Source organism: Porphyromonas sp. oral taxon 275 (genome assembly GCF_018127745.1).
Classification (GTDB): domain Bacteria; phylum Bacteroidota; class Bacteroidia; order Bacteroidales; family Porphyromonadaceae; genus Porphyromonas.
Window position 1 is genome coordinate 1,742,255 of the sequence record NZ_CP072333.1, and the last position, 26,869, is coordinate 1,769,123.

The 26,869-nt window shown below is 60.5% G+C and carries 24 protein-coding genes and 2 rRNA genes; 11 read left to right on the plus strand and 15 right to left on the minus strand.

Going from position 1 to position 26,869, the window contains the following annotated elements; translation table 11 throughout:
• Positions 1-369: 369 nt before the first annotated feature.
• From J4862_RS06880 to J4862_RS06930, 11 genes are all read left to right on the plus strand, one after another.
• Complete coding sequence (locus J4862_RS06880) at positions 370-1,542, plus strand: porin (RefSeq protein ID WP_211788386.1); 1,173 nt, start codon at positions 370-372, stop codon at positions 1,540-1,542.
• Between the two features lie 134 nt (positions 1,543-1,676).
• Positions 1,677-2,945, plus strand: coding sequence for a hypothetical protein (locus J4862_RS06885; RefSeq protein WP_211788387.1), 1,269 nt, complete (start codon positions 1,677-1,679; stop codon positions 2,943-2,945).
• 122 nt (positions 2,946-3,067) lie between these two features.
• Complete coding sequence (gene gldE, locus J4862_RS06890) at positions 3,068-4,285, plus strand: gliding motility-associated protein GldE (protein WP_249107462.1); 1,218 nt, start codon at positions 3,068-3,070, stop codon at positions 4,283-4,285.
• Positions 4,286-4,289: 4 nt separating this feature from the next.
• Positions 4,290-4,913, plus strand: a complete 624-nt coding sequence (locus tag J4862_RS06895) for a 4'-phosphopantetheinyl transferase superfamily protein (protein ID WP_211788389.1) — start codon at positions 4,290-4,292, stop codon at positions 4,911-4,913.
• 31 nt (positions 4,914-4,944) lie between these two features.
• Positions 4,945-5,628: a DUF4271 domain-containing protein gene (locus J4862_RS06900; RefSeq protein ID WP_211788390.1), complete on the plus strand. Its 684-nt coding sequence runs from the start codon at positions 4,945-4,947 to the stop codon at positions 5,626-5,628.
• A complete protein-coding gene (locus J4862_RS06905) occupies positions 5,625-6,374 on the plus strand; it encodes a uroporphyrinogen-III synthase (protein ID WP_211788391.1) in 750 nt (249 codons plus the stop codon). The genes J4862_RS06900 and J4862_RS06905 overlap by 4 nt, the downstream gene beginning before the upstream one ends.
• A gap of 13 nt (positions 6,375-6,387) precedes the next feature.
• Positions 6,388-6,831, plus strand: a complete 444-nt coding sequence (gene rnpA, locus J4862_RS06910; RefSeq protein ID WP_211788392.1) for a ribonuclease P protein component — start codon at positions 6,388-6,390, stop codon at positions 6,829-6,831.
• 28 nt (positions 6,832-6,859) lie between these two features.
• Positions 6,860-7,093, plus strand: a complete 234-nt coding sequence (gene yidD, locus J4862_RS06915) for a membrane protein insertion efficiency factor YidD (protein ID WP_314440683.1) — start codon at positions 6,860-6,862, stop codon at positions 7,091-7,093.
• Positions 7,094-7,116: 23 nt separating this feature from the next.
• Positions 7,117-7,782 carry a TatD family hydrolase gene (locus J4862_RS06920; RefSeq protein WP_211788394.1) on the plus strand — a complete coding sequence of 222 codons (666 nt, stop codon included), beginning with the start codon at positions 7,117-7,119 and terminating at the stop codon, positions 7,780-7,782.
• A 222-nt stretch (positions 7,783-8,004) separates the two neighbouring features.
• Positions 8,005-8,217, plus strand: coding sequence for a hypothetical protein (locus J4862_RS06925; RefSeq protein ID WP_211788395.1), 213 nt, complete (start codon positions 8,005-8,007; stop codon positions 8,215-8,217).
• Complete coding sequence (locus J4862_RS06930; RefSeq protein WP_211788396.1) at positions 8,204-8,644, plus strand: hypothetical protein; 441 nt, start codon at positions 8,204-8,206, stop codon at positions 8,642-8,644. Before J4862_RS06925 ends, J4862_RS06930 begins: the two co-directional genes overlap by 14 nt.
• A gap of 97 nt (positions 8,645-8,741) precedes the next feature.
• Here J4862_RS06930 and J4862_RS06935 read toward each other — a convergent pair whose 3' ends face one another.
• The 15 genes from J4862_RS06935 to J4862_RS07005 form a co-directional block, all read right to left on the minus strand.
• Complete coding sequence (locus J4862_RS06935; RefSeq protein WP_211788397.1) at positions 8,742-11,054, minus strand: hypothetical protein; 2,313 nt, start codon at positions 11,052-11,054, stop codon at positions 8,742-8,744.
• 813 nt (positions 11,055-11,867) lie between these two features.
• A complete protein-coding gene (locus tag J4862_RS06940) occupies positions 11,868-12,299 on the minus strand; it encodes a hypothetical protein (RefSeq protein WP_211788398.1) in 432 nt (143 codons plus the stop codon).
• Positions 12,300-13,376: 1,077 nt separating this feature from the next.
• Positions 13,377-13,485, minus strand: a 5S ribosomal RNA gene (gene rrf, locus J4862_RS06945).
• 83 nt (positions 13,486-13,568) lie between these two features.
• Positions 13,569-16,459: ribosomal RNA gene (locus tag J4862_RS06950) — 23S ribosomal RNA — on the minus strand.
• Positions 16,460-17,347: 888 nt separating this feature from the next.
• The gene (locus tag J4862_RS06955) at positions 17,348-18,097 is read right to left on the minus strand and encodes an outer membrane beta-barrel protein (RefSeq protein WP_211788399.1); all 750 of its coding nucleotides are present in this window, start codon (positions 18,095-18,097) and stop codon (positions 17,348-17,350) included.
• 13 nt (positions 18,098-18,110) lie between these two features.
• A complete protein-coding gene (locus tag J4862_RS06960; RefSeq protein WP_211788400.1) occupies positions 18,111-19,007 on the minus strand; it encodes a PCMD domain-containing protein in 897 nt (298 codons plus the stop codon).
• Positions 19,008-19,191: 184 nt separating this feature from the next.
• The gene (gene rplS, locus J4862_RS06965) at positions 19,192-19,551 is read right to left on the minus strand and encodes a 50S ribosomal protein L19 (protein ID WP_211788401.1); all 360 of its coding nucleotides are present in this window, start codon (positions 19,549-19,551) and stop codon (positions 19,192-19,194) included.
• Between the two features lie 168 nt (positions 19,552-19,719).
• Positions 19,720-20,091, minus strand: a complete 372-nt coding sequence (gene secG / locus J4862_RS06970) for a preprotein translocase subunit SecG (protein WP_211788402.1) — start codon at positions 20,089-20,091, stop codon at positions 19,720-19,722.
• 18 nt (positions 20,092-20,109) lie between these two features.
• The gene (locus J4862_RS06975) at positions 20,110-20,955 is read right to left on the minus strand and encodes a hypothetical protein (RefSeq protein WP_211788403.1); all 846 of its coding nucleotides are present in this window, start codon (positions 20,953-20,955) and stop codon (positions 20,110-20,112) included.
• 1 nt (position 20,956) lies between these two features.
• Positions 20,957-21,490, minus strand: a complete 534-nt coding sequence (gene lptE, locus J4862_RS06980; RefSeq protein ID WP_211788404.1) for an LPS assembly lipoprotein LptE — start codon at positions 21,488-21,490, stop codon at positions 20,957-20,959.
• On the minus strand, positions 21,477-22,787 hold the full coding sequence (locus J4862_RS06985; RefSeq protein WP_211788405.1) for a sigma-54-dependent Fis family transcriptional regulator: 1,311 nt from the start codon (positions 22,785-22,787) through the stop codon (positions 21,477-21,479). Before J4862_RS06985 ends, lptE begins: the two co-directional genes overlap by 14 nt.
• A gap of 179 nt (positions 22,788-22,966) precedes the next feature.
• A complete protein-coding gene (gene rplI / locus J4862_RS06990) occupies positions 22,967-23,488 on the minus strand; it encodes a 50S ribosomal protein L9 (RefSeq protein ID WP_211788406.1) in 522 nt (173 codons plus the stop codon).
• Between the two features lie 61 nt (positions 23,489-23,549).
• Positions 23,550-23,819 carry a 30S ribosomal protein S18 gene (rpsR, locus tag J4862_RS06995; RefSeq protein ID WP_211788407.1) on the minus strand — a complete coding sequence of 90 codons (270 nt, stop codon included), beginning with the start codon at positions 23,817-23,819 and terminating at the stop codon, positions 23,550-23,552.
• 25 nt (positions 23,820-23,844) lie between these two features.
• Positions 23,845-24,174 (minus strand): 30S ribosomal protein S6, encoded by a 330-nt coding sequence (gene rpsF, locus J4862_RS07000; protein ID WP_211788408.1) that lies wholly within the window; start codon positions 24,172-24,174, stop codon positions 23,845-23,847.
• A gap of 410 nt (positions 24,175-24,584) precedes the next feature.
• Positions 24,585-26,816: a cation-translocating P-type ATPase gene (locus J4862_RS07005; protein WP_211788409.1), complete on the minus strand. Its 2,232-nt coding sequence runs from the start codon at positions 26,814-26,816 to the stop codon at positions 24,585-24,587.
• Between the last annotated feature and the right edge of the window lie 53 nt (positions 26,817-26,869).

Consider the following 26,869-nt stretch of genomic DNA (forward strand, 5'->3'; position numbering starts at 1 on the left):
AAAGCGCGGGCACCTTGGTCCCGCATAGAGCCAGCAAAATTACAAAAAAGTGTTGATTCACAGCTCACCCAAGGCTGCATCATCCCCAAGAGGCCACTCCCTAGAGGCAGGAGCAAAAGCAGGAGCACCCTACTATAGAGGGACACAGCGTAGAGCATGCAGGCAAGGCCCTGCCCTCAAAGGCACCCTTACCCTAGCTCCCCCACCCCTATATACCTATATATAATGTACGCGCGCGAGCGAGAGGATAGGCACCAAGGATAGCTCCACACACGCCCTAGGAGCGACAGGCCAAGCACGGAGGCTCGGGCACAGGCAAGCGAGACGGGCAAATATCCTATCTTTGTAACAAACTAATACACTACGGATATGAAGCTATCAGACTCTAGAGGACTAAGCCTACTCCTGGTGGGCCTCCTCACACTCCTTCCCCTGCTGCGACTCAGCGCCCAGACAGGACAGACCACGCAGGCTGATAAGGACAAGTCCTTCAGCCTGAATGTCGATGGGCGCCTTACCTTCGACGCGGCTACCTACTTCGTCCCCGGGAGTAGCGACCTGCGCTACTCAGGAGCTCCCTTCCGTATGTCGCCCGCGAGCCAGGTCAGCCAAGCGCGCATCGCAGCAGTTCTAGGGCTCGACCGCTGGTCAGGACGCTTCGACCTCGACTTTGTTCGGGCTCGTGTCACGCTCTGTGATCTCTTCGTCCGCTACAGCTATGCGCCCCAGGCCAACATCACTGTAGGCTACATCTTCGACCCCATCAGCATAGGGATCAATACGGCTACCCGTCATCGATCGGTGAACCTCGCTCCCGCCGTCGCCCCCCTAGCGCAGAGCTCACGCCACTGGTCCATCCACTGGCGTCAATGGGGGCGCAACTACTGGCTCTCTGCAGCCCTCGCCGCTGGCGGCATCGAGAGCATCAATGCCAGCCCCAACCACTACAGCGAGGGCTACGGCATCTCAGCACGCGCCGTCTGGCTCCCTAGTCCCGAGCCCGACCGCCTCATCCATCTAGGTATCGCTGGGACCGTGCGCGCTGGTGACCGCAGCCAGAATCCTCTCGGGAGCTTCACCCTACGCGCAGCCCCGAGCTCTGATGTCGACGGCCGCAGCTTCATCCTCAGGACGCTGACGGGAGTGCAGCGCTACGAGATCCTCGGGCTGGAGGCAGCTCTGCGTACCCCCAAGGTCTACCTCCTTGGCGAAGGGCTCTACACCCGCGTAGGCTACGACCCGACGGTCACCGACCCCGAGAAGCTCCAGAGCGGCCTCTTCGTAAGTCCCCACAGCTACAGCAATCACTACGGGGGCTATATCGAGGGTAGCTACATGCTCCGCGGCACGCAGCGCAAGTACCTCAAGGCAGCCTCAGTCTTCAACAACGTCGCCGACGAAGTCAGCCCTGGGGGCAACCTCGAGCTGATGGCACGCCTCAGCTACATCAATGCCCGCACTGGTGGGGCGAGTACAGATGCTCTCGTCGCGCTCAACTGGTTCCCCTCGCCCAGCGTCCTCCTCGGGCTCAGCTACAGCTAGATGAACGCCTCGGCAAGCGATGGGGGCAAGATCACCCGTGTCGGCGCAGCCTATGATGGCCTCCAGGTACACTGCCTGCAGCTGCGTACCCAGTTCGTCTTCTAGCCTCCACGCTACTACCCCATACCCACATTATGACCCTCCTCCGCCCCTACCTCGCACTCGCGACGCTCCTTATAGCACTACCTCTCTCCGCAGGCACGCCCAAGAAACCCGCCAAGGCCAAGCCTCAGGTCACAGCCAAGACACCCCAAGCCCACCTCGAGGATGCACGCCAGCTCTACCGAGCCTACCGCATCAATGAGGCCATGGATCAGATCGCCGAGGCGATGGCAGCGGCTAAGGGTAAGCGCTTCGACGACGAGACGATGGCTGTGTACCGCGAGCTCCACGGGCAGATCAATCGTGCAGCCGTCATGAGCGACCGAGCAGATAGCCAAGTACTCCTAGACAGCATCGTCGTCCCCAAGGCAGACTGGCTGAAGCACCTCGCGGCCTACGAGCCTGGTCTCCAGCCGATGCAGGAGCCCCTACCTGGTGAGTCACAGATGCCCAGCGTCAGCTACCGCGACGCCCTGGAGCGCAACCAGCTACTCCCCTCGGGGCAGAGCCTCGTATGGCACTCCAAGGTCGGAGGCGCATGGGAGCCCCAGCCGCTGAGCACCCGAGCGCTCGACGAGGAGCAGCCGCTCGTCTGCCCCATCCTCCTAGAGGACGGCACAACGCTGCTCTTCGGACGCGAAGGAGCTAAGGGCATCGGAGGCTATGACCTCTATATCTCCCGCCTCAGAGATGGAGGGGGCGCCTTCCTCGAGCCTACACTCCTGGGGATGCCCTACAACTCGCCCTACAACGACTACCTCCTCTCCTGGCACGAGAGCGAAGGCTGGGGGACGCTCGTCAGCGACCGCTTCTGCGGCCCTGACTCCGTGCACATCTACCGCTTCGCCCAGAAGCCCAGCTTCCTCTCGGGGCAGACCAAGGTAGAGCCAAGAGAGGAGACAGCAGGAGAGGAGTTTGACTTCGCCCGCGCCTCCCTATCGGGCCTCCCTATCAGCAAGGACAAGGCAGCCGTCGCTAGCCCCAGCCGTCCAAGCCAAAAGGCAAGTAGCGAGCTCCACTTCGTCGTGCAGGGCGATCGTATCTACCGCCACTGGTCCGACTTCCGTTCGCCCGAGGCAATGAAGCGCTACAAGGCTGCTCAGGAGGCCGACCAGCGCCTAGCCGAGCGCCGCAAGCAGCTGGAGGAGCTACGCCGCAGCTGGAGCGCCAGCGCCGAGGATAGCACGCAGCGCCGCGAGCTCTCCGTACAGATCCGCCAGCTCGAGACCCAGCTCGAGACCGCTGCTGCCGAGCTCGAGGCACAGTACCAGACGGTACGCCGCCTCGAGGGTGCTCACTAGGCAGCCTACCCCTTACCCCATTTACATTGGAAGAATTAGCACAGATCATCCGACCGAGCATAGCCCTCTCGGCGTGGACTACCCTAGCCCTCAGTGGGCTACTACTCATCATCTCGGGCTTCATGTCCTCTAGCGAGGTAGCCTTCTTCTCCCTCTCACCGAGCGACATCGATGAGATCAAGGAAGAGGAGCACCCTGCCGACTCGGCACTGCTGGAGCTGCTGAAGGACTCGGAGCGCCTGCTGGCGACCATCCTCATCGGGAACAACCTCGTGAATGTAGCCATCGTCATCCTGACGGGCTACGCCTTCAGCCAGATCTTCGACTTCGGGACAAGCCCACTGCTGGGCTTCCTGGTGCAGACAGTCATCCTGACGCTGCTGCTGCTGCTCTTCGGGGAGATCATCCCCAAGGTCTACGCGCAGGCACGGCCGCTGGCCTTCAGCCGCTTCTCTGCCGGCAAGATGCGCCTCATCAGCCGCGTGCTCCGCCCCTTCGCCACGCTTCTGATGCGCACCACGAGCCTTGTGACCAGCCGCATGCAGCCCAAGAAGTACGACCTCTCGGTCGATGAGCTCTCGCAGGCCGTCGACCTACTGGAGGGACACGAGCCCGAGGAGAAGGAGCTCTTCGAGGAGATCATCAACTTCCATCACAAGACAGCCTCCGAGATCATGGTGCCGCGCGTGGATATGTGCGACATCGACATCAGCTGGGACTTCGCCCGCGTCCTGGCCTTCGCCATCGAGTGCGGCTACTCTCGTATCCCTATCTACGAGGACTCGGAGGACAATATCCGAGGCATCCTCTACATCAAGGACCTGCTGCCGCACAAGGATAAGCCCGCCGAGTTCGACTGGCGTGGGCTCATCCGCGAGGCCTACTTCATCCCCGAGAACAAGCCCCTGGATGACCTCCTCGAGGCCTTCCGCAGCAGCAAGAAGCACATCGCTGTCGTCGTCGACGAGTACGGCGGTACGAGTGGTATCGTGACGATGGAGGACCTACTGGAGGAGATCGTCGGGGAGATCTCGGACGAGTACGACGAGGAGGAGCTGCCCTACAAGCGGCTCCCCGACGGGAGCTACCTCTTCGAGGGTGGCACGCCGCTGACGGACGTCCTGCGCGCACTCAACCTCCCCTCTGGCACCTTCGGCAAGGGCGAGGACCAAGTAGACACCCTCGGGGGGCTCGTCCTCGAGCTGAAGCAAGACCTACCCCGCAAGGGCGATGTCGTGACGAGCGAAGGCTGGCGCCTGGAGGTGACGGGGCTGGAGAAGTTCCGCATCACCGAGGTCAAGCTCACCCCGCCGCCTGCCGCGACAAGCAGCTCCAGCTAGCATCATGGCTCTAGAGCTACAGCAGCTCGCCTGTGCCCTAGAGGGCGCACGACTTGTCCTCTGCCGCTTTGCCCCAGCTGCTGACCGCCGCGAGCGGCGAGCACTGGAGCAGGAGGCTACACAGGCGGCGCTGCACTACGCCCTCGGGAAGGCTAGCCCCCTAGCACACCACCCGCACGGAGCTCCCTATCTCCCCGAGGAGCCTGGCTGGGCCGTGAGTCTCAGCCACAGTGCGAGTGCCGTCGCCCTGCTCCTTGCCCCACAGCAATCCCCCCTCCACATAGGTATAGACATCGAGGAGGAGCGCGCCGAGCTCGAGCGCGTCCTGCCTCGCTTCGTCCATGGGCCCGAGCTGGTGCAGCTCGAGGCTAAGGGTCTCCCTCGAGCAACGGCCCTCGGCCTCCTCTGGACGGCCAAGGAAGCAGCCTACAAGGCGGTGAACCCACCGAGCGGCTCCCTCCTCAGCTTCGTCCTCGAGCGCTGTGACCCAGCCGAGGGGCTCCTCAGCCTCCGCTACGCTCCCCTAGAGCTCCAGCTCGAGCTGCATTACCTCCAGCTCGCGGGCTACCTCATCAACTATACCGAGCCTATCCCCGCAGCGCTCCTCTCCCCTCAGCTCCAGCTCTAGATCTAGATCTCATCCCGACATCCGCGACGACATGACCCTCTTCCGATACGAGGCCTTCACCAACCTCAGCTACCTAGGCGTCGGCATCCTCTGGCTGCTGATGCTCGTCCTGTGGCTCTATACGCCTGGGCTACTCGCCGTAGCCGTGCATAGCCTCCGTAGCCGTGGCCGTGATACGGGGATGGGCTATATCGCCCGCTTCGCCCCGATCAACCTTTTCCGCTTCCTCGTCTACCTCGTCAATAGTCTAGGGATAGGCTTCCTATCGCTACGGTTGATGGGCTTGATGGGCGCACTTCCCGCGGGCAAGCAGGACTACCAGGGGATGCTGCTCTTTGTCGGGGGCGTCAGCCTCGGCTGCTATGCCTTCCTCTTCCTACGCTCTCGGCTCTTCTGGCTCTGGCGCTACCTCTTCTTCGGAGGGCTCGTAGGTGAGGCGCTGAGGCAGGACTACTTCTTCCTCGACTGGCTGCGCGCGCTGTGTCTAGCACCACTGGGACTACTCTGCCTAAGCCCCCTCCCCGCGCCCCTCCTCCTGCAGCTCACGCTGGGCCTGCTCCTCCTCATACAAGGGCTAGGTATCCTCCAGCTTATCCGCAGGTTAGCCGCGTCTTCGGCTGGCTATGTGCTCCTTTTTTTGTACCTTTGCGCCCACGAATTAGCGCCCTTCCTCTACTTGCTAGGCCTCGGGCGCTATCTAGGTATGTATTCATGAGCATCAAGAAGATCCTAATCTCTCAGCCCAAGCCCGAGTCAGGGAAGTCCCCTTACTTCGACATCGCAGCGCGCCATGATGCCGAGGCTACCTTCCGCCCCTTCATAGTCGTCGAGTCGGTATCCAGCCGTGAGTTCCGCGACCAGAAGGTGAATATCCTCGATCATACGGCCATCGTCTTCACCTCGCGCATCGCGATGGAGCACTTCTTCAAGCTCGCTGAGGAGCTACGCGTCAGCCTGTCGGAGGACATGAAGTACTTCTGCATCAACGAGCAGGTAGCCCACTACCTCCAGAAGTTCATCGTCTACCGCAAGCGCAAGGTCTTCTATCCCGAGGCTGGCGGACAGACCGAGCTCGTGGCCCTGATGCACAAGCACGCCAAGGAGCACTACTTCCTCCCCGTGGCCGAGGACCACAAGGCCGATCTCATCGATCTACTGGAGGCCAAGAAGCTCCAGTACAGCAAGGCCGTCATGTACCGCACCGTCAGCGCCGAGTTCAGCCCCGAGGAGAAGGCCGAGCGCTACGACATGATCATCTTCTTCAGCCCCGCAGGGGTGACCTCCCTCCTACACAACCATCCGGACTTCGAGCAGGGCAAGACCGTGCTGGCTGCCTTCGGCCCCGCGACGACCGCCGCTGTAGAGCAGGCTGGGCTACGCCTCGACCTGGCGGCTCCTACGCCAGGTGCGCCCTCCATGGCCATGGTACTCGACCAGTACCTCGGTCAGGTCAATAAGTAAGCCGCCTCCTGCCGTGGACAGCCCTAGCCTAGTCCTTCGCAATACGCTATCCAAGGAAGAGCGTCTGCATCTCAAGCGAGATGTAGACGCCCTTTTTGCTTCGGGCTCAGCCTTCATCGCCTACCCGCTGCGTGTCGTCGTGCACGTCCGCCCTGCCCTCGAGGGCGAGCGCCCTGGGGCTGCTATCCTCGTCGTCGTAGCCAAGAAGTACTTCAAGCGCGCCAATAAGCGCAACCGCATCAAGCGCCTCATCCGCGAGAGCTACCGCGTGCAGAAGCATCCCCTCACCGAGCAGGCACAGCGCCACGGCCTCAGGGTACACCTCGGCTTCCTCTCGGTGGCAAAGACCCTCCCCAGCTATGCCGAGGTCTCCCGTGGTATGGAGAAGGCGCTGGCACGTGTCCTCGAGCGCCTCAGCGAGGCCCCGCACCCAGCAGCCCCCGAGTCCCATGAGTAGCACACACCTCAGGCAGTTCCCGCGGCTGATGCTCAGCGGACTACGTCGCCTCTTCATCCTCCTGCTGACGCTGCCCATCCTCTTCTACAAGGGCGCTATCTCCCCCCTCACGCCACCCTCCTGCCGCTTTACCCCCTCCTGCTCGACCTATGCGCTGGAGGCCATACGTCGGCACGGCCCCATCTACGGGCTCTACCTTGCGCTCAGACGTATCCTGCGCTGCCATCCCTGGGGCGGCAGTGGCTACGATCCCGTACCCTAATACCCCTCTCGCTCCTCCCCGCTATGGAGGTTCCCTTCATCGACCTACATACCCACCACGAGGCAGCCCCCAGCGCGGAGGCCTGGCAACTGATCAGCCGTAGCCTCAGCGAGGGACTCTCCCCAGCCCCGCCTCCCCGCAGCGCCTACAGCCTAGGGATACACCCTTGGCAGATTAATGCGCTCGGCGAAGAGCCCCTGCCCCAGCTCGAGCAAGCCCTCAGCCAAGGTCATTTCCTTGCCCTCGGCGAAGCAGGTCTCGACAAGCGCTGCGGCACGGACTACACGCGCCAGCAGCAGCTACTCCGTGGGGAGATCGAGCTCTCGGAGCGCCTCCAGCTGCCCCTCATCCTACACCTGGTCAAGGGTACGACCGAGCTCCTCGCCCTACGGCGCGAGCTTCGTCCCCACATGCCCTGGGTCGTCCACGGCTTCAGAGGCAAGGCTACGGAGGCGGCCCAGCTCCTAGGCCAAGGACTCTACCTCAGCTTCGGCCGCTACTACCATCCCGAGAGCCTCGCCCTAGCCCATAGGGCGGATGCCGCCTTCCTAGAGACAGACGAGGCGCCCCTCCCGATCGAGGACATCTACACCGAGGCCGCTAGCACCCTCGGCCTCCCCCTCTCCGAGCTCCGCCACCAGCTCTACGAGCGCTGCCAGCGCCTCCTCGCCCTCCCTCCAGCCAAGTAAGCAAGTCCACCACAGCCCCCAAAGGCAACTAGCGTCCAAGGCTCACGCTTGGTTTTATTCACAGAATTAGCTACCTTAGCTGCGCTACTAAACGACAATACGTACCTTCCGTGAGGGCATGGCTCAGCCTCAGATCAAGGAAAGGCTAGAGGCCTCAGCAGGAACTCACGGACAAACTAAAAGAGCTACTCAAGCGTTCTATCCAAAAACAGATTCAGTCCTATGAACATTATTAACGTGCTACTCGGCGGGCTCTGTGCCATGTTTGGCACGTCGCAGCCCCCCAAAGACGAAGGCATCGAGCTCCTCAAGCGAGAGCTCGAGAGCTATAGCCGCGTCTCGGACAGGGAGCGTCTCGCAGGTGACTGGCGCACTGTCCGAAGCGATATGAACAAAGCCTGGCAACGCATCAAAGCAGAGTATGAGCAGAACTAGTCTCAAGCGAGCGGGTGCCAAGATTGAGCCCCAAGCATCCTTGGAGGACCAGAGCCTCATCCAGACACTCCAAGCAGAACATGTAGTCATTGACGACAGCCCCATACCCTCCGCCGACGAGCTGGCCAAGTACAAAGAGCTCGACCCAAGACTGGTAGACTACTTCATGCGAATCGCGGACGAAGAGCGAGCGATGCGACACGAAGCTACCAAGCAGAGCATGGACATTATCGCTAAGGATAGCAAGGGGAAGCACCAAGAGCGTATGCTCGGCCTCATCTTTGCATTCGTCTCGCTTCTCGGCTTCCTCGGTACGACCATCCTAGCCCTCTACCTCGATAAGCCTTGGCTGGCGGCCATCTTCAGCACGCTATCCATCGCGGGTATTGTCTCAGCCTTCGTCACAGGAGCCAAGAAAAGCGAATAGCCCACCCCCACACAACACAGCAGCGCCCCTGCATCCGTCACGGATGTAGGGGCGCTGTTGTTTTTAGCCGAGCGGGCTAGCGGGGGAGCTAGCCCGCTTAGTTGATCTCGCAGGCACCGCCGACACAGGACTGAGAGGCCTGTTCGTCAGCGTTGGCATAGCGCTTGCCGCCGAAGTCCACCAGCTTCCAGTCTACGGGCTTGTAGGTCTTCTTCAGCAGCTCGAAGAGGTGAAGGTTGTTGACGCTCTTCAGCAGGTTCACCGCCTTGTACACATCGCCGCGGCAGTAGTTGGCCGCGAACTTGATGATACGACGTACAATATCGCGCTTGGCCGCGAGGTTCTCCACCTTATCGTTGAGCTTGGCATTGAGCGTCGCTAGGATGTGCTTGCGCTCCTCCTCGGTGATCGTCGCCTCGTCCAGATCATTCTTCTGCAGGTAGTCCACGAGCGCATGATCGGAGACGAAGAGCTGCTCGCCACGACCCTGCGCCGACTCACAGGCCTTCCACAGGTCGCCGAAGACCTCAATCGCCTCGACCACGAGCCCAGAGGCGAACATGCTGCCGACCCCGTACTCACGCAGGATCTCCTCAGGCGTCGCCACGCGGCACATAGGTGCCTGCGGCAGATCCATATCCCCGTAGGAGGAGAGGAAGGTCACGCCTGCGATGTAGTCCTGATTCTCCCACACCCAGTCGCGGACGACATCCCACTGGTCGTTGGGGACGTCGACCGTATTGGACACATTGTTCTTGATGGGCGAACTCATATCCGTCATCCCGGGGATAACCCAGCTCTGCTGGACGAGCTTGACGTACTCCAGCAGCTTGAGGCCAGCCAGCTCGGAGCGCAGCAGCGTCTCCTCTGACTCCTCGATGGGGAAGAAGATCTTCTTATCCGTCGTGGGCTTGAAGATATTGGGCTGTACAGCCTTGGGGTTGGCCTCCTCATAGGCCTTGAGGTTGGGCTCCTCGATGTTGGCCTCGACGCTGCGCAGGTAGCGCTTGGCGTAGGCGCCGTGGATACCCGAGGTCATCCCGAGCAGCAGGCTCACCGTACCGTCGGGCTTGACGCAGGTCGTGCGCGTGGCGGGGTTGATGCCGAGGATGCGGGCGACCTTGGCATTCTGCTGACGCACCTGCATGGCGCCGACCGAGAGGATATTAGGATTGGTCAGCACCTGGGGATTATTCATGATCCCACCGATGGAGACCCCAATCAGCGGATCGGACTCGATGATATTGCGCGTGGCGGGGCTGAGGTAGGCGAAGTCCATGTAGGTAGCCTGCACCGTAGCCAGCGTAGAGGCACAGCGGCAGATCTTGTAGAACTCCTCCTCCGTCGTGCAGCACAGACCATTGATGGACACGAGGTTGCACACCTGCCAGCCCGTATTGCCGTACTGGTCTACGGGGCGGAAGCCGATCTCACAGCAGGGGTTGCAGCCGATGCCGAACTCATCACGCCAGTAGAGCCCTGGGTCGCCGCTCGTGCGCATAGCCTCGAAGAGACGCTCATAGACCTCGCGCGCTACCTGGCCGCGATCCAGAGCAGCCGACATATTGAAGCGCGCACGTTGGGGATTGGTCGAGAACCAGTCGCCGTGCTTACAGTTCACCATCTCCTCATCCTCGGGGCTGAAGAGGATCATCAGTGCCGAGCGACGTACCCCACCCGAGAGGACGGAGTCCGCCAGGTGCGCGATGATGTCGGTGCACTGCAGCGCTGAGAGACGGCGCTGACCTGCCGTGACGGCCTCGCGCAGGAGCTTGCGGATATTATCCAGCGCGATACGCAGGCCATCGGGCCCGGGGGCGAGGAAGCGCCCAGCGATCTTGGAGCCCTTGGGGCGGATATCCGTGTAGTCAAAGACAGGGCGCGTCGTGCCAGGGACGAAGAAGAACTCCAGCAGGCGGTGGATGGCATCCGACCAGCCCTCGATGCTATCGGGGATGCGGAAGACTTCGCTCTCCTCCAGCAGTTCCTCCAGGGGCAGCAGGTCGGGCAGCTTGTCCACGTGCGCCTGCTCTACCGAGAGCCCGCAGCCGCAGCCACTCAGCAGCAGCCACTCCGTCTCGCGGAAGACCTCCAGGCGATCGCAGTGCGAGTAGCTACAGTTGTACGATTTGGCAGACGACTTGAGCACGGGCTCACCCCCGAACTGGAGGTTGCGCTGCGAGCCGACGAACTTCTTCTGCTTGTAGTAGTCAATGGCCTCATGGAGCTGCTCCATGAACCACTCATCCTGCAGAGCTGCTGGAGCGTGGATCCCTAGGTGCGTGAGGTGCATCTGGTAGATGCGCTCGACGCTCTCCTCCCAGACCTCCTTACGGCCGAGATCCTCGCGATAGAGCGAGTACTTACTCTGGTAGATGTAGTCCGACAAGGCGCGTTTACTTTCTGTCATGATGTGTACCCTGTGATGGTTTGTCTATAAGTGTGGTTTATTATATCTCTAGTATAAAGCGACATACAGCACACCCACGGATGAGGTGCGACGTCTATGTATAAGGGATGAGGCCGCCTTGGCAGCCTCCTGTGCCCCAGCTGCTAGTCTAGTCTAGACCAGCCCCGGGGCGCTGTGGTTCTGGATCTCAAAGGCAAAGATAAGGTAAAAAAGAACAAATTTCAGCCCCTCTGCCCAATCGTCAGAGCCGCCTCCCAGCGTGGTCAAAGAGGCCCCAAGAGGCCCCTAATCCTCACCCCACCAAGCTGCCCTCAGAAGCCCCGAGCAGCACAAGGATCAGACAGAATACGAGCTCCGAAGCGGGCAAAAACGCCGTCCGAAGCACCCGAAATTGCCCCCTCCCTCGCTGGGCCGGATCTGCCGTTTTGTCCGAGTGCTCCCCTCCTCCATCGCTCCCCCCATCCTCCCCCCAAGGCCGCGGAAGCTCTCCCAAGCTAGGGCACGGCTCGGGGAAGCTAGGCCCTAGCCTCCCCGACCCCAGCCTCCAGCCTCCGGCACGGATATCCCTCAGCGCCCCGACTGACGTCCTTCAGCGCGCGAACTGATATCCATCGACGATCTGAGGGATATCCCTCAGCCCCGCTCCCCCTTATGCAAGAGCCATGGCCCCCCTATATGCAGAGAGCTTCGCCCCCCGAGAGGGAGACGAAGCTCTCTGCTTAGACGGCCTTTGATCCGTCTAAGACATGCAGCGACTGGCTTAGCCTTGATGCCCTAGGACTAACTTGCCCAGCCCTTGACCTCACTAAGGAGCTAAGCGGCTAAGCTACCGTTGATGATGTAGCGGCGCCGCTTCGTGCGATACGTCAGCTCCAGGAAAGGCCCGCGCTGATCTGCGACGAAGAGGCTACAGAGACCTCGCTTCGGCAGCCAGAAGAAGCCCGTGAAGCCGAGGTAGCCACCCGAAGCGAAAATCCGAATACCACCCAGTATCGGCTGCTGCTCAAGCGCCCTGACTTCGTAGTCCGCCAGCAGGAAGGTCTTGCGCCATAGAAGGCAATGCAGCACGATCCTATCCTCATGCAGCTCATAGCCGCGAGGCAAGTAGATCAGCGGCACCAGCATCAGCGACAGCAAGAGGTAGCTGATCCAGCTCACGGAGAAGTAGCAGGCCCCCAGCAGCAAGACCAAGCAGCTCGCCGTGATGACCTTCACCATCGGCGAATAAGAATACCCGTAATACATAAGCCCATCTATTATATGCGTCCAACAATATCTATCCCTTAGCTCCCGCAGCTCCTCCGCCGTCGCCTCTCTTTATGCGTCTCGAGGGGCGCCCCTATCCCAAGCAAGGCCAGCGCCCCAATCTAGGGCCCTCCTCCCTCTAAGCCAAGCAAGAGCCCGACGCACGGAACAAAGCCACGGCCTTCAAGCAAGGCGTGCCTCAGCCCCTATACACAAAGCCACAGCACAAAGTTATTCAAAAAAGTACGCCCCTGCACCGACCGCTCTCCCCCAACGCTCGCCCCGCACGAGCCCTAGCCAGGAAGCTCCGCCCTCCTCCCTTCGCCACCGCTTTGACGAAGATCAAGGGCCGTACGGAGCATCGACAAATGGCCTTACAAGCAACAAGCAGGGCAGCTGTACCCCAAGCTAGAGGAGCCCTGCAAGGACTGGGGAGACTGAGTGTGCAGCTGGGTCTAGGTCAGTTCACGCTAAGCTGAACAGCCCGCCTGCAGCCGAATGGCAGGCGAGCTGAAAGAAACTTTGAAAGTGCGGGCGTGTCCAGCTGACGACAGCGGAGCAGTCGAGTGGCGGCTGATATGCGCTAGACTGACGGCGCACATCATGCGAAGAGGAGACTGCACTTAGGTAAGGCGGACGAGTAGGCTCGCGCTAAACTGACGACGTGCGTCCCGCGAATAGGGAAATAGACTTGGGCAAGGTTAGCAGGCCTACTCCCCCTAAGCTACAGACTGATTTAGGCAAGGGGGTAGGCGGCTTGTACTTGGCGGGTAGCTCGGTCTATGCACGGGTGGCAGCAGGCTTTGACGCTGTTAGTCGGAGTGTTGGCGCTACTGGGCGGCAGCGCTTGGGTTCCAGATTTTGGGCGGCTTGTGCTTGCTGGCTGTGCGGTCGACCTGCGGCTGGCCGCTGGCGGAGGCTTTGTTGGTGGAGCGGGGCGTATGCAGGCTGAGGTAAGCGGCGGCGCTGCTGGCAGGAGCGCGGGCGCCCTTGCGCGGTGATCTGAGTGCCAGCTCGCAGCAGGGCACAAAAAAAGAGCGGGTGCGATCGCTTCTGCAATCACACCCGCTCATCCTAAAATGGCGGCTACCTACTCTCCCACTTTCGCAGTACCATCGGCACAATTGGGCTTAACTTCTCTGTTCGGAATGGGAAGAGGTGGAACCCCAACGTTATAACCACCTAAATATCTCAATATCTAGACAATCATTGACTTGATAAAAACATCCGATACTCACCACCGTAGCGCTAAGTCGGTATACAACCACTCGCGCAAAAACTTTCGGGCTATTAGTACTACTCGGCTTTGATGTCACCATCTTTACACCTGTAGCCTATCAAGGTCATCGTCTTTAACCACCCTTATAATGAGATCTAATCTTGAGGCAAGCTTCGTACTTAGATGCTTTCAGCACTTATCTCAACCGAACGTAGCTACTCGGCACTACACCTGGCGGTATAACCGATAGACCAGCGGTTCGTCCAACACGGTCCTCTCGTACTAGTGTCAGGCCCCCTCAAATCTCAAACGCCCACAACAGATAGAGACCGAACTGTCTCACGACGTTCTGAACCCAGCTCGCGTGCCACTTTAATGGGCGAACAGCCCAACCCTTGGGACCTTCTCCAGCCCCAGGATGTGACGAGCCGACATCGAGGTGCCAAACCGCTCCGTCGATATGAGCTCTTGGGAGCGATCAGCCTGTTATCCCCGGAGTACCTTTTATCCTTTGAGCGATGGCCCTTCCATACGGAACCACCGGATCACTATGCTCTAGTTTCCTACCTGTGCGACTTGTTAGTCTCCCAGTCAAGCACCCTTGTGCCATTACACTCTACGACCGGTTACCAATCGGTCTGAGGGTACCTTTAGAAGCCTCCGTTACTCTTTTGGAGGCGACCACCCCAGTCAAACTACCCACCATGCAATGTCCTCGCATCCGCGAGTTAGAACCCAAATAACAAAAGGGCCGTATTTCAACGGCGACTCCACGAATACTGGCGTACCCGATTCATAGTCTCCGGCCTATCCTACACATTTGTTACCCAAATCCAATGCAAAGCTATAGTAAAGGTTCACGGGGTCTTTTCGTCCCGTTGCGGGTAATCGGCATCTTCACCGATACTACAATTTCACCGAGCTCGCGGTTGAGACAGTACCCAGATCGTTACACCATTCGTGCAGGTCGGAACTTACCCGACAAGGAATTTCGCTACCTTAGGACCGTTATAGTTACGGCCGCCGTTTACTGGGGCTTCAATTCAATGCTTCTCTTGCGATGACATCTCCTCTTAACCTTCCAGCACCGGGCAGGTGTCAGGCTATATACAGTATCTTTCGATTTAGCATAGCCATGTGTTTTTGTTAAACAGTCGCCTGGGCCTATTCTCTGCGGCTCACCTTTAGAGTGAGCGTTCTTTTTCCCGAAGTTACAGAACCATTTTGCCTAGTTCCTTAACCGCGAATCACTCGAGCGCCTTAGTATACTCAACCCAACCACCTGTGTCGGTTTATGGTACGGGTAATCATGCAATATGCTTAGCGGATTTTCTTGGGAGCGCCGTTACTCTGTCCATATCACCTCGTGCAAGCACTCAGCGTACTGTCAGGTTCAGCTCTCAGGGCGGATTTGCCTACCCCGATCATCGCCTACACCCTTCAACCAGCTATTCCGTCAGCTGGCAGGACCGTCACATCTCCGTCTCCACATCGCTCACATAATTAGTACCGGAATATTAACCGGTTCGTCCATCGGGTGCGCCGTTCGGCTGTCCCCTTAGGCCCCGACTAACCCTGATCCGATTAGCGTTGATCAGGAAACCTTAGTCTTTCGGCGAGGAGGTTTCTCACCTCCTTTATCGTTACTTATACCTACATTTGCTTTTCTAGAAGCTCCAGCCTGAGTTGTCCTCAAACCTTCTACGCCGCTAGAATGCTCCCCTACCGATATTTTCATATCCCACAGCTTCGGTAAATAGCTTATGCCCGATTATTATCCACGCCAAAGCACTCGACTAGTGAGCTGTTACGCACTCTTTAAATGAATGGCTGCTTCCAAGCCAACATCCTAGCTGTCTTAGCACTCTGACTTCGTTTGGTCAACTTAGCTATTATTTCGGGACCTTAGCCGATGGTCTGGATTCTTCTCCTCTCGGACATGGACCTTAGCACCCATGCCCTCACTCCATGGATCTAACTTGTGTGCATTCGGAGTTTGTCTGGACTTGATAGCCGGTGAAAGCCTCGCATCCAATCAGTCGCTCTACCTCACACAAGAAACTCCACAGGCTGCACCTAAATGCATTTCGGGGAGTACGAGCTATCTCCAAGTTTGATTAGCCTTTCACCCCTACCCTCAGTTCATCCGAAAGCTTTTCAACGCTTACCGGTTCGGTCCTCCAGTTGGTTTTACCCAACCTTCAACCTGACCAAGGGTAGATCACTTGGTTTCGCGTCTACTCCCTCTGACTATCCGCCCTATTCAGACTCGCTTTCGCTTCGGCTCACGTGACTCCTCATCACTTAACCTTGCCAGAGAAAGTAACTCGTAGGTTCATTATGCAAAAGGCACGCAGTCACAGCCAATGGCTGCTCCTACCGCTTGTAGGCAGACGGGTTCAGGATCTATTGCACTCCTCTGTTCGAGGTTCTTTTCACCTTTCCCTCACGGTACTGGTTCACTATCGGTCTCTCGGGAGTATTTAGCCTTACGGGATGGGCCCCGCAGATTCACACAGGATTTCACGTGTCCCGCGCTACTCAGGATACTCCTAACTCCAACTAAAACTTTCGGATACACAGCTGTCATGTTCTATGGCAGGCCTTTCCAGACCTTTCTCCTAGTCTTGTCTTCATATGACGGAGTCCTACAACCCCGTGCTTGCCGAAACAAGCACGGTTTGGGCTTCTCCCCGTTCGCTCGCCACTACTAAGGGAATCACTTTTGTTTTCTTCTCCTATGGGTACTTAGATGTTTCAGTTCCCCACGTTCGCTCACTGCTCTGCAGTGTGACATGTCTTCTACATGCCGGGTTGCCCCATTCGGAAATCTACGGATCAATTCGTATGTGCCGATCCCCGTAGCTTATCGCAGCTTATCACGTCCTTCGTCGCCTCCGAGAGCCTAGGCATCCACCGTCTGCCCTTATCTGTTTTTGCGCCTAAGATGCTTCAAGTTACCCATCCGCATCCAGGTTGTATACTAACTTATTTAATATGCTCTACGTTGTTTTCTCGTTTGTTTTTATCAAGTATGTCAATGATCGCTTTTAGCTATCTAAGGAGAATTGCTTCTCGTCTTAGACTCATCTCGCTCCCGAGGCTTGTCTCTTCCGTCCCTGCCCGGCGCGCTTGCCGTAGCTCCGTGGGCGTTTCCTCGTTTGCGGTTGCAAAGGTAAGACGAAAAAGCAATACCAACCAAATCTCGAGGAGAAAAAGGCGCTCGGAGTAGGCCCTGAGTGCTATTCATTAGGCCGTAAGACAGCTAATTACAAAGGCCAAAAGTTTTTTCTCGTTCGGGTGAAGATGGGGGCTGGAAGGGGCGCTCAGCAAGCGCGGAGCGGGGTGAGAGGGCGCGGAAAAGGGGAAATGGAAGCGCTGCGACAAGCCGCGCGGGGCGGTGAGACAAGGCTAGAGGGTCAGCGCGGAGCCGCTTGGCCCGCGCTGACCCATAGCAGCCACCGTCCCCGCCGACGCCAGTTAGCCCCACGACCCACGCCAGTCAGCGCGGCGAGGGATATCGGTCCGAGCGCCGACAGGCATCCCTTATATTAAGGAGCGGCAAGGCAAGGCGCAGCCGCGGGCGGCCTTCGACGAGTCCCCTCCCCTAGCCTAGCCGCGCGGATGGACTTAGCTGAGTTAGGTGCACGGCCTTGCTTGGGTGGAGACGCTAATTAAGTTGGACGGGGACGCAGGCAGCCTTGGGCGAGCACTCCCCTTACACTATGCGTGCGCGCAGAGCAGCGCTTCGACAGGAAAAAGCCCAGCGGGGCGAGCTGGGCTTTTAGGCTTAGGACGCCTTAGGTCCTAATGAAGGAACGAGGGAGGATCAGCGACGGAAGGTATAGTTGACCCCAAGGCTGAGGTAGGTCGGGAAGAGCGCGTAGGGCATGACCTCGAAGCTACGCTCGAAGGTACGCGTTATCCCGAGCTTGAGCCGTCCGTAGAGTCCCCAGTTCTCATCGAGGCGACAGTCTGCCCCGAGGAGCAGCCCGAGCTCATTGCGCACCTGCATGTGCCCGATGGCAAAGGGAAGGATGGTCTCGCGCTGGTAGATGCGCCCGTCCATCAGCCCGTCTCCGTCAAGGCGCGCGATGAACTGGCGGTCGACGAGGTGGCTGTAGTAGCCGCCTGCCTGCAGCGACCAGCGCGTGGAGAGGTCGTAGCTGAGGGTCAGCGGCAGGGTCAGCGCCTGGTTGCTCTGGTCTACCGACTGGTAGCCCGTATAGTGCTGCTCGGCGAAGTCGGTATTCTGATAGCGCACGGGCATATCCCGCGCCGAGATGGAGGTATAGAAGCCGCGCCCCTCGAAGGCGAGGCCCGAGCAGAGTCGCCAGGGGGAGCTCGGCGCGCCAAAGCGCCAAGAGACATCCAGCCCGAGATCGAGGCCGAAGCCTGGATCAAAGTGATGGATACGCTCCACCGTCGAGGGGATGGAGCGCGGCAGGGCGCCCCCGAGGTTGAAGCCAAAGTGTGCGCCGTAGCCGAGGCGTGGGCTGGGAGCGGTCGTATCTTCGCCAGCGAAGGCTGCCAGCGGACTAGCCGCGAGGGCTAGCAGTAGAAGGGTCTTCTTCATCATCCTAAGGTGGGGGCTAGTTGCTTGACTTGACACGATCCTTGATGCGCACATCCTGCAGACGCAGCTCACTGCCGAGGGCGCCGATGAACTCAGCCCCGCGGTAGCTGGAAGCAAAGACGAGGGCGAGGCGATAGCGGCGTGCGGCGAAGTCTATGCGGGCATAGCGCGCCGCGTCCACAGGAGCGACACGCAGCTCGAGCTCGCGCCACTGCCCCTCAGGCGTCGCCTCGAGCTCGGTATAGCCCTTGGCGACAATGCGCGGATCGGACTGCAGCGTCAGGCCATTGAGGTAGCTGGCGTCCTCGGTGATCTCGTAGAGGACGATGGACACGGAGCCCTTGTCGGTGGCGGGGAGCTCGACACGGCGGTTCTGCCCCTGGATGACGGTAGCGCCGGACTTATACTGGTAACGGAACTCCAGCCACTCGGGGACTCCGCTCGTGTAGGGCTGACCGAAGAGGCTGGACTCGAGGCTACTGGAGATGAGCTTGCGCTTGTCGACGGCGCCCGTGTAGAGCGAGCCCGCGACGACATTCGACCCGATACCGAAGAAGTAGGCGCCCTTGACGGTGCGGATGGAGGCCCCTCGAGCGCGCCCATCGATGAGGAGCGGAGTCACGGGGAAGTCACTCTTGCCCTGCGCGAGGAAGGTGTAGCCTTGGTTGCTCGCTGAGGCCCAGTAGGTGGCGGTCGGTGTGTCGCCCTTGCCGATGGTGGGCAGGGAGTAGCCGTCGGGGGTCTCGAGCCACTGGGTGAAGTCGTAGTGCTGTGTGGTGGTGAGTACGCCCTCGGTCGCGGCCTTGCGCGCCAGGGCGGTCTCCTTCTCCTCGAGCGGATCGGCGCCGCAGGCCGGGAGGAGGCTAGCCATAGCCAAGGTGAGGGCTAGGGGCAGGAGGATGTGCTTGGTCATCAATAAAGCTATGAAAGGGGGAGGCTAAGTGCCGAGGCTATGCTCACGCAGAGCTCGGACTGTCCGCCTTAGCGGTGGCGGGACTTAGCCAGGGACTAATAAGCGACTAGCCATAGGGTCGCTAGGCGATCCTATGGCTAGTATACTGGACGAGCTTCGTCAGACACCCACTGCGGGGCGAAGACTACTTCTCGATGGCTACGCGACGCTCCTTGATACGAGCCTTCTTACCCGTGAGGGCACGGAGGTAGTAGAGCTTAGCGCGACGCACCTTACCGAGCTTCTCGACGGTGATCTTGTCGATGAAGGGGCTCTCGAGCGTGAAGATACGCTCTACGCCGACACCTTCGCTGATCTTACGTACGGTGAAGCGCTTCTTATCCCCGTGACCGCTGATACGGATGACGACACCGCGGTAGCGCTGGATACGCTCCTTACCACCTTCACTGATGCGGTAGTCTACGGTGATCGTGTCCCCGCTACGGAAGCTGGGGTGGCTCTTGCCGGTGCTGAATGCGTCGTTGACGATCTTGATGAAATCCATCTTGTCTTTGGCTTATTTGATTAGTACTATTCTAAACGCAATATAACAGGCCACTCAGAGCTTTCCTGACAGAGATTGCGCAAAGCGCCACAAAGGTACAAAGAAAAAGCCAAGTGACCGCGACTGCAGTCACTTGGCTCTCCGAATGATGGGGTATGGCGCAGTGCGCTACTGGGCGGGCTGCTCTGCGGGCGCCTGCTGAGCAGGCGCTGCTGCAGGAGCCGTGCCGCCACCGAGGTTGGGCAGAGCCGTAGGCGCTGGAGCCTTGGCTGCGTTCTGCTCGAGGGTCTGCTGCGTCTTGCTCTCGGCGGTAGCACCACCACCGAGGAAGTGCGTGGAGGCGACGCAGAGGACAGCGATGGCGCCGAAGAGCCACCAGGTAGCCTTCTCGAGTACGTCCGTCGTCTTGCGCACGCCCATGATATTATTGGACGAGGCGAAGGGCGAAGCGAGGCCGCCGCCCTTAGACTTCTGCACGATGACGAGCAGCACCAGGGCCAGAGATGCGATGAGGATGAGGACAGTGATTAGGGTGAACATGTCGTCTTAGTCTTCTTATTATTGCTTGCTTTTGTTATTCGCTATCAGGCGCTCTAGGAAGCGTATCTGGTCTGCAAAGAAACGATTTTTCTCTGGATAATTCAAACTGAGGGCGCGGATAATGCGCAGCGCCTTGTCGTAGTGCTGCTGCTGGATGTAGATCTTGGAGAGGGTCTCGGAGAGCAGTGACTCCTCCAGCTCGGCCTCTAGGGCGGGGCGTGCGGGCGGCTGGCTCGGCGCAGAGGAACTAGGCTGCGGCGAGGAAGCGCGGACGGAAGGCGCGGTAGGCTCAGCACCCAAGGGAGCAGCCGCGGAAGCGATCGGTGCAGTAGCTGCTGAAGCGGTCAAGGCAGCCTCTAAGGAAGAGGTGCGCAGGGCGTCCTCAAGCGGACTGGAGGTAGCGGAGGTGACGGACTCAGCGGGCGCACGCTCGGGGAGCAGCGCACTGAGGGCGGCCGTCTCGCTCAGCTCCTCCTCGCCTGCGAAGTACTCCTCACGCAGGGCAGCCGTCTCCAGCTGCAGGCCCGTCGGGAGATCTTCGCCCGAGGTCAGCGCAGCATCGAGGAAGTGATCGATCAGGTCGAAGCTATCGGTCGCGGGCTCCTCAGGCTCGGGCAGCTCGACGCTGAGCCTATCGCCCTCGACGAGGCGGAAGAGGCGCTCTCTGTCGGGCAGCAGTACCGCCAGGCGCCTCAGTTCGCTGGCGTAGCGCACATCCTCCGCCACCGAGAGATTGTATAGGTAGAGGAAGGTGAAGGTGCTGCAGTAGGGATAGGCCTCCGAGAGCTGGCGTATAGGCTCGAGGGTCTCGGCGCTGAGCTGCCGCGGGTCACGGAGGTAGCTATAGAGCTCGTCGCGGGTCATGCTACCAGTTCTCTACCGTGGCGTTGTAGATCTGCTTGATCAGATCATCCATGATCTCACGCAGGAGGTCGTCCTGCACCGCCACGAAGGGCTGCGTGCGGGGGAAGTCGCGATAGGCCTTGAAGCTGCGATCGAAGCTCTCCTTATCATTGGCGCGATTGACGTACTTGACCTGCACCGTGACGGTGAAGACGGTACGCTCGGCGAAGTTGTCCTGGCTGATGGACATAGGCGTCAGGTCGTAGCCCGTGACCGTGCAGTGCAGCTCGAGGTCCCCCGCCTGAGGCACCAGCGAGAGGCGCGTGCGGGTGACGTACTGGTCCTTGAGGCGCTCGGTGAAGGTCGGTGCCAGCGTCGGGTAGATGATGGGCGCCTTATTGAGCACCTCGCCTATGGTGATGGTGCGCAGCTGCGTGTAGTCGATGGCGCCGCCGTTGAAGCGGTAGCTGATGCTGCAGCCGACGAGCGTTGTCACGAGCCCCACGAGGAGCACGAGCCCGAGTAGCCAGCCCTTGAGCTGCTTAATGCTGTTCATCCAGTGCGTATTGCTTGATTTTACGATAGAGCGTGCGCTCCGAGATTTTGAGCTCCTGGGCGGCCAGGCGACGGCGTCCCTTGTGGCGATGCAGGGCCTCGGCGATCATACGGCGCTCGTTCTCCTCCAGCGATAGGGGCTCCTCGACGATGTACTCCTGCACGTGCTCCTCTACGGGGAAGTCGTGGTGGGGCAGCGCTACCAGCGGTTCCTCGCGACCGAAGCTCCCCGTGGGGTGCGTGAGGAGCGATACCGCACCCTCGCTGGTGGGCGGACGGAGGCCCGCCGCAGCGTAGCCCCCACGTAGGTCGGCGTAGTCGGCCGTGCCCCCAGCGGGGTGATGCCCTACGGGGATATCGCCCTGCATGATGCCTGAGACGAGCTTGCGTAGCTCGGCCATATCCTGACGCATATCGAAGAGTACCTGGTAGAGGATCTCACGCTCGTTGGCAAAGCTCTGCTGCTCGCGGCTCTCCATGGGGCGCAGCGCGGGATGGTAGTCCTCGCTCACCGTGCGGGGCAGGTAGCCACGCACGATCTCGGCCGTCAAGAGACGCTCCTCCTCGAGCACGCTCATGCGGTCGGTGAGGTTGCGCAGCTCACGGATGTTGCCGGGCCAGCGATAGCTCTGGAGCAGCTCGACGGCCTCGGGGGTCAGCTTGAGCGGCGGCATGTGGTACTGGTCGGCACTCTTGGAGGCGAAGAAGCGGAAGAGCAGGGGGATGTCCTCGGGACGCGCGCGCAGGGGCGGGATCTCGATGGGGACGGTATTGAGGCGGAAGAGTAGATCCTCGCGGAAGCGTCCGCGCGCCACGGCCTCCTGTAGATTGACGTTGGTGGCGGCGACGATGCGCACATCGGTCTTCTGCGCCTGGCTGGCACCGACGGGGATGAACTCGCCCGTCTCCAGCACGCGCAGCAGGCGTGCCTGCGTCGAGAGGGGCAGCTCGCCCACCTCGTCGAGGAAGATCGTCCCGCCGCCTGCCTCCTGGAAGTAGCCCTTGCGGTCGTTGATGGCGCCCGTGAAGGAACCCTTGAGGTGGCCGAAGAGCTCGGAGTCGATCGTCCCCTCAGGGATAGCCCCGCAGTTGACGGGCACATAGGGCCCGTGCTTGCGCGCGCTCGACTGATGGATGATGCGGGGGAAGTTCTCCTTCCCCACGCCGCTCTCCCCGATGACGAGGACGGACATATCGGTAGAGGCTACCTGCACTGCCGTGCGTAGCGCGTGCTCCAGGAGCGGGCTATTGCCTATGATGCCGAAGCGGTGCTTGATCTGCTGAATATCTATACTCATCTGGCTGTAGGGCTTATCCTTTGGAACTACAAAGATACGCAAGACTAGCCGAAGCGGCCAGCTCGGCCGTCAGGGCGGATAGAATAGCGACGTCCCCACACCATGCACTGGAGGCAGGATGTGGGGACGTATATATATGTAGGACGGCTGGGGGCAGCCACCCTAGGGAGGGCGGAGGACTAAGCCTCAGCTGCTGCCTCCTCGGCTGCGGGAGCCTCAGCAGCAGGAGCCTCTTCCTTCTTCTCCACCGCTAGGGGAGCATCGGAGAGGACTTCGACGGGGATCTCTACAGCCACTTCCTTGTGCAGGCGCACGGTAGCGATGTAGTTACCGACCTCCTTGATGGTCTTGACGAAGATGAGCTTGCGCTCGGTCTCCAGACCCTTAGCCAGCAGCGCTTCGGCGATCTCGGCAGCCGATACAGAGCCATAGAGGGCGCCCGTAGCGACGTTGGTGTGGGCCGTGATCGAGAGGCGTACGCCCTGGTACTTGGTAGCGCGCTCTTCGGCTTCCTTCTTGATGGCAGCGATCTTGTGGGCACGCTGGCGGAGGTTCTCAGCTAGGATCTTCTTAGCCGACTCCGTAGCGATGATCGCCTTACCTGTGGGGATTAGAAAGTTGCGACCGTAGCCGTTCTTCACTGTGACGATATCGTCCTTGTAGCCGAGGCCGACTACGTCTTCTTTCAAAATAACTTCCATTGTATTCTGTCTCCTCTGGGTTTATTCTTTACTTAGGGATGATGACGAGTTGCCGCTGGGACTACTTCGCCATGTTGTCCGTCACGTAGGGCAGCAGCGCCAGGTGACGAGCGCGCTTGACAGCCTGAGCTACGCGACGCTGGAACTTGAGGCTCGTACCCGTGATACGACGGGGAAGGATCTTACCCTGCTCGTTGAGGAAGCGCTTGAGGAATTCGGGATCCTTATAGTCGATATACTTGATACCGCTCTTCTTGAAGCGGCAGTACTTCTTCTTCTTGCTATCGAGGTTCAGTGGGGTCAGATAGCGTACTTCTGATGGTGCAGCCATTTCTTGGTCTCCTTTTCTTTAGGGGTTATGCCTTGCGGCTTCTTCTCTTCTCTGCGTATGCAGCGGCGAACTTATCCTGGCGGAAGGTCAGGAAGCGGAGGACGTTCTCGTCACGACGGAACTGCGTCTCGAGCGTAGCGATCACGGTAGGCTGTGCCTTGAACTCGACGAACTGGTAGAAGCCCGTGGTCTTCTTGTTGATGCTGTAGGCAAGCTTCTTGATGCCCCAGTTCTCTTCGTTGACGATCTCGGCACCTTCGGCCTTGAGAATGTCGACGAACTTAGCGACCGCTTCCTTTACCTGAGCTTCAGATAAATCGGGAGTAAGAATGAAAACGGTTTCGTAGTTATTCATTGCTCTGTCTGTTATAGAGTTAAAAATATCGGCTACAAAGATAATACTTATCTGCGTACTAGCCAAGAAGGGCGCTGCGACCTCCGCCAGAGGGAGGCGCGACCTAAGGAGGAGGCCTGCTGACTGATACCCATGAGCCTCGTGACTGCCGTCAGTGGACGCCGTGAGGGACAGCAGTCAGCGCGCCCACGGATATCCCTCACGGCGCGCACAGATAGGCCGAAGCGCACGAGGGGGCGAAGCGAGGAAGTACAGACGCCCGATGCGCACAAGCTAAAAGCCCTAGGGGAGGGCGCCCCTGCTGCAGGTGCAGGTGACGCCCTCCCCTAGGGCTTATCCTATATCTATATAAGGAAGGGAGTGCTAAGAGCAGACGGAGGCTAAGGCCGAGAGGCGGGAGCAGCCGCTCCTCAGCGCCCGCGGCGGCTCAGCAGGCTATTGAGGACGACGCTGAGGCTACTGAGCATCATCAGCCCACCCGCCAGCATGGGATCGAGCTGCCGCCCGACGAGCAGATACAGTCCCCCTGCGGCCAGCGGCACGGCAAGGAGGTTATAGACCGAAGCCCAGAAGAGGTTGGTATGGATAGTGCGTAGCGTGCGCTGGGCGATGCGGAAGAGCAGCGGCAGCTTCGCCAGATCACTCCCGCGCAGCGTCACCTGCGCTGTCTCCAGCGCCAGGTCACTCCCCTGCCCCATCGCCAGACTCAGGTCGGCGCGCGCCAGCGCTGCGGCATCGTTGACCCCATCGCCGAGCATCGCCACCCGATGCCCTGCGGTCTGGAGGCGCGCGACGTAGTCCGCCTTGCCATCAGGGAGGACGGAGGCCACGACCTCGTCGATCCCGAGCTGGGCGGCGACGCTGCGGGCGACGGCCTCATTGTCCCCCGTCAGGAGGATGAGACGCTTGCCCTGCTGGCGTAGCTCAGCCAGCGCGGAGGCTGCCGAGGGGCGTAGCGTGTCGGAGAGCTGCAGGAGCGCCAGGAGCTCGCCCTCCCGAGCGAAGAAGCTCGTCGTCAGGCCTTCGGCGGCCGCAGCCTCCAGCAGGGGCTGCAGCTCGGGGGCAAGAGAAATGCCCTGCTCCTCTATGTAGCGGCGGCTCCCGACGAAGTAGCGCGTCCCTGCGACCGTACCCTCTAGGCCACGCCCCGCGCGCTCGCTGACCGCCGTCAGCTGCAGCGGCCGCAGCACGAGCCGCGGCAGGCTGGGCTCTAGGCCGCGGACGACGGCTGCCCCCAGCGGGTGGGAGGTGCGTGCCTCGAGGGCGGAGAGGATGAGGCGCAGCTGGGGACTGCCCTGCTCCTCCCCACTGAGCCAATGGATCTGCCTGAGCTCGGGACGCCCCTCGGTGAGCGTCCCCGTCTTGTCCAGCACGAGGGTGTCGATATGGAGCGCGGCCTCAAGGGTCTCCGCATCGCGGATCAGCAGCCCCTCCTCAGCCGCATGGCCTATACCGACCATGATAGCCGTAGGTGTGGCCAGCCCTAGGGCGCAGGGGCAGGCGATGATGAGGACGGTGAGCGCCGCCGTCAGGCCGTGCTCCCAGCCCTCCGCGCCGCCGAGGAAGCCCCAGAGGAGGAGCGTCAGCACTGCCAGCAGCACGATGACGGGGACAAAGATGCGGGCCACCCCATCCACCGTCCGCTGGATGGGGGCGCGCGAGGCGCCTGCCTCCTGGACGAGACGCACGATGCGCGCCACGACCGTCTGCCCGCCCACGGCCTCGGCGCGGTAGTCGATGGTGCCCGAGCCGTTGAGCGTACCCGCCCAGACCTGAGCGCCAGGGGCCTTGGTGACGGGCAGCGATTCGCCCGTGATCAGCTGCTCCTCGGCGTAGGACTCACCCGTGAGGACGCGGCCATCGACGGCGAAGAGCGCGTGCGGTGCTGCGCGCAGCACCATCCCGGGATGCACTTCGTCGAGCGGCAGGCGGCGGGTACTGCCATCGGGCTGCACTTCGTCCACCTCCTTGACCCCGCTCCGGATGAGGGCGCGGAGGGCGCGCTGCGTACGCTGCTGGGCGCGAGCCTCGAGGTACTTGCCCAGGAGCACGAAGGCTATGGTCATCGAGGCGGCCTCGAAGTAGAGCTGCTGCAGCGCCTCCTCCTGCCCCCCGAGGAGGGCGAGGGCGAGCTGCACGAGGCTGTAGCTATAGGCCACCCCCGTGCTGAGGGCGACCAGCAGGTCCATCCCCGCAGCTCGGGCACGTAGCTGACGCCAGGCACGGAGGTAGAAGTCCCGCCCCGCATAGCCCAGCACTACGCCCGTAGCCAGTGCGCTCACGAGGGCCTCGGCGCGCCCCATCGGGTGGCCGTGGTGGAGCATCATCAGCGTCATCACGAGCAGCGAGAGGAGGACAGCCAGCAGCGTGCGCCGTCTGAGGCTGCGCTGCTCGAGCTCAGCGAGCTCCTCCAGCTGCTCCTCCTCGCTCGGGTCGATACGCAGCTCGTAGCCGACGGCGGCCACGGCCGCCTGCAGCTGCTCAGGCGTGCAGAGCGTCTCGTCGTACTCGATGAGGGCGGAGGCGGAGGGGAGGCTGACGGCGGCACTGGTGACGCCTGGGAGCGCCTCCAGCGCCTTGGTAGCATGAGCGGCGCAGCTGGCGCAGCTCATCCCGAGTAGTGGATAGTTTTGCTTCGTCATAGGGGTATAGAGATATCGAATGTTTGACTTACCTGTGTCGACAAAGGTAAGGA

Bases quoted from the DNA above. Each gene is read 5' to 3' on its own strand.
- yidD (WP_314440683.1), top strand. From the start codon at position 6,860: ATGCTCAGCGGACTACGTCGCCTCTTCATCCTCCTGCTGACGCTGCCC.
- J4862_RS06930 (WP_211788396.1), top strand. From the start codon at position 8,204: ATGAGCAGAACTAGTCTCAAGCGAGCGGGTGCCAAGATTGAGCCCCAA.
- J4862_RS06895 (WP_211788389.1), top strand. From the start codon at position 4,290: ATGGCTCTAGAGCTACAGCAGCTCGCCTGTGCCCTAGAGGGCGCACGA.
- J4862_RS06925 (WP_211788395.1), top strand. From the start codon at position 8,005: ATGAACATTATTAACGTGCTACTCGGCGGGCTCTGTGCCATGTTTGGC.
- J4862_RS06940 (WP_211788398.1), bottom strand. From the start codon at position 12,299: ATGTATTACGGGTATTCTTATTCGCCGATGGTGAAGGTCATCACGGCG.
- J4862_RS06905 (WP_211788391.1), top strand. From the start codon at position 5,625: ATGAGCATCAAGAAGATCCTAATCTCTCAGCCCAAGCCCGAGTCAGGG.
- J4862_RS06955 (WP_211788399.1), bottom strand. From the start codon at position 18,097: ATGATGAAGAAGACCCTTCTACTGCTAGCCCTCGCGGCTAGTCCGCTG.
- J4862_RS06985 (WP_211788405.1), bottom strand. From the start codon at position 22,787: ATGAGTATAGATATTCAGCAGATCAAGCACCGCTTCGGCATCATAGGC.
- J4862_RS06920 (WP_211788394.1), top strand. From the start codon at position 7,117: ATGGAGGTTCCCTTCATCGACCTACATACCCACCACGAGGCAGCCCCC.
- rpsF (WP_211788408.1), bottom strand. From the start codon at position 24,174: ATGAATAACTACGAAACCGTTTTCATTCTTACTCCCGATTTATCTGAA.
- J4862_RS06880 (WP_211788386.1), top strand. From the start codon at position 370: ATGAAGCTATCAGACTCTAGAGGACTAAGCCTACTCCTGGTGGGCCTC.
- rplI (WP_211788406.1), bottom strand. From the start codon at position 23,488: ATGGAAGTTATTTTGAAAGAAGACGTAGTCGGCCTCGGCTACAAGGAC.
- secG (WP_211788402.1), bottom strand. From the start codon at position 20,091: ATGTTCACCCTAATCACTGTCCTCATCCTCATCGCATCTCTGGCCCTG.
- J4862_RS06935 (WP_211788397.1), bottom strand. From the start codon at position 11,054: ATGACAGAAAGTAAACGCGCCTTGTCGGACTACATCTACCAGAGTAAG.
- J4862_RS06975 (WP_211788403.1), bottom strand. From the start codon at position 20,955: ATGACCCGCGACGAGCTCTATAGCTACCTCCGTGACCCGCGGCAGCTC.
- rpsR (WP_211788407.1), bottom strand. From the start codon at position 23,819: ATGGCTGCACCATCAGAAGTACGCTATCTGACCCCACTGAACCTCGAT.
- lptE (WP_211788404.1), bottom strand. From the start codon at position 21,490: ATGAACAGCATTAAGCAGCTCAAGGGCTGGCTACTCGGGCTCGTGCTC.
- J4862_RS06900 (WP_211788390.1), top strand. From the start codon at position 4,945: ATGACCCTCTTCCGATACGAGGCCTTCACCAACCTCAGCTACCTAGGC.
- gldE (WP_249107462.1), top strand. From the start codon at position 3,068: ATGTCCTCTAGCGAGGTAGCCTTCTTCTCCCTCTCACCGAGCGACATC.
- J4862_RS06885 (WP_211788387.1), top strand. From the start codon at position 1,677: ATGACCCTCCTCCGCCCCTACCTCGCACTCGCGACGCTCCTTATAGCA.
- rplS (WP_211788401.1), bottom strand. From the start codon at position 19,551: ATGGATTTCATCAAGATCGTCAACGACGCATTCAGCACCGGCAAGAGC.
- J4862_RS07005 (WP_211788409.1), bottom strand. From the start codon at position 26,816: ATGACGAAGCAAAACTATCCACTACTCGGGATGAGCTGCGCCAGCTGC.
- J4862_RS06960 (WP_211788400.1), bottom strand. From the start codon at position 19,007: ATGACCAAGCACATCCTCCTGCCCCTAGCCCTCACCTTGGCTATGGCT.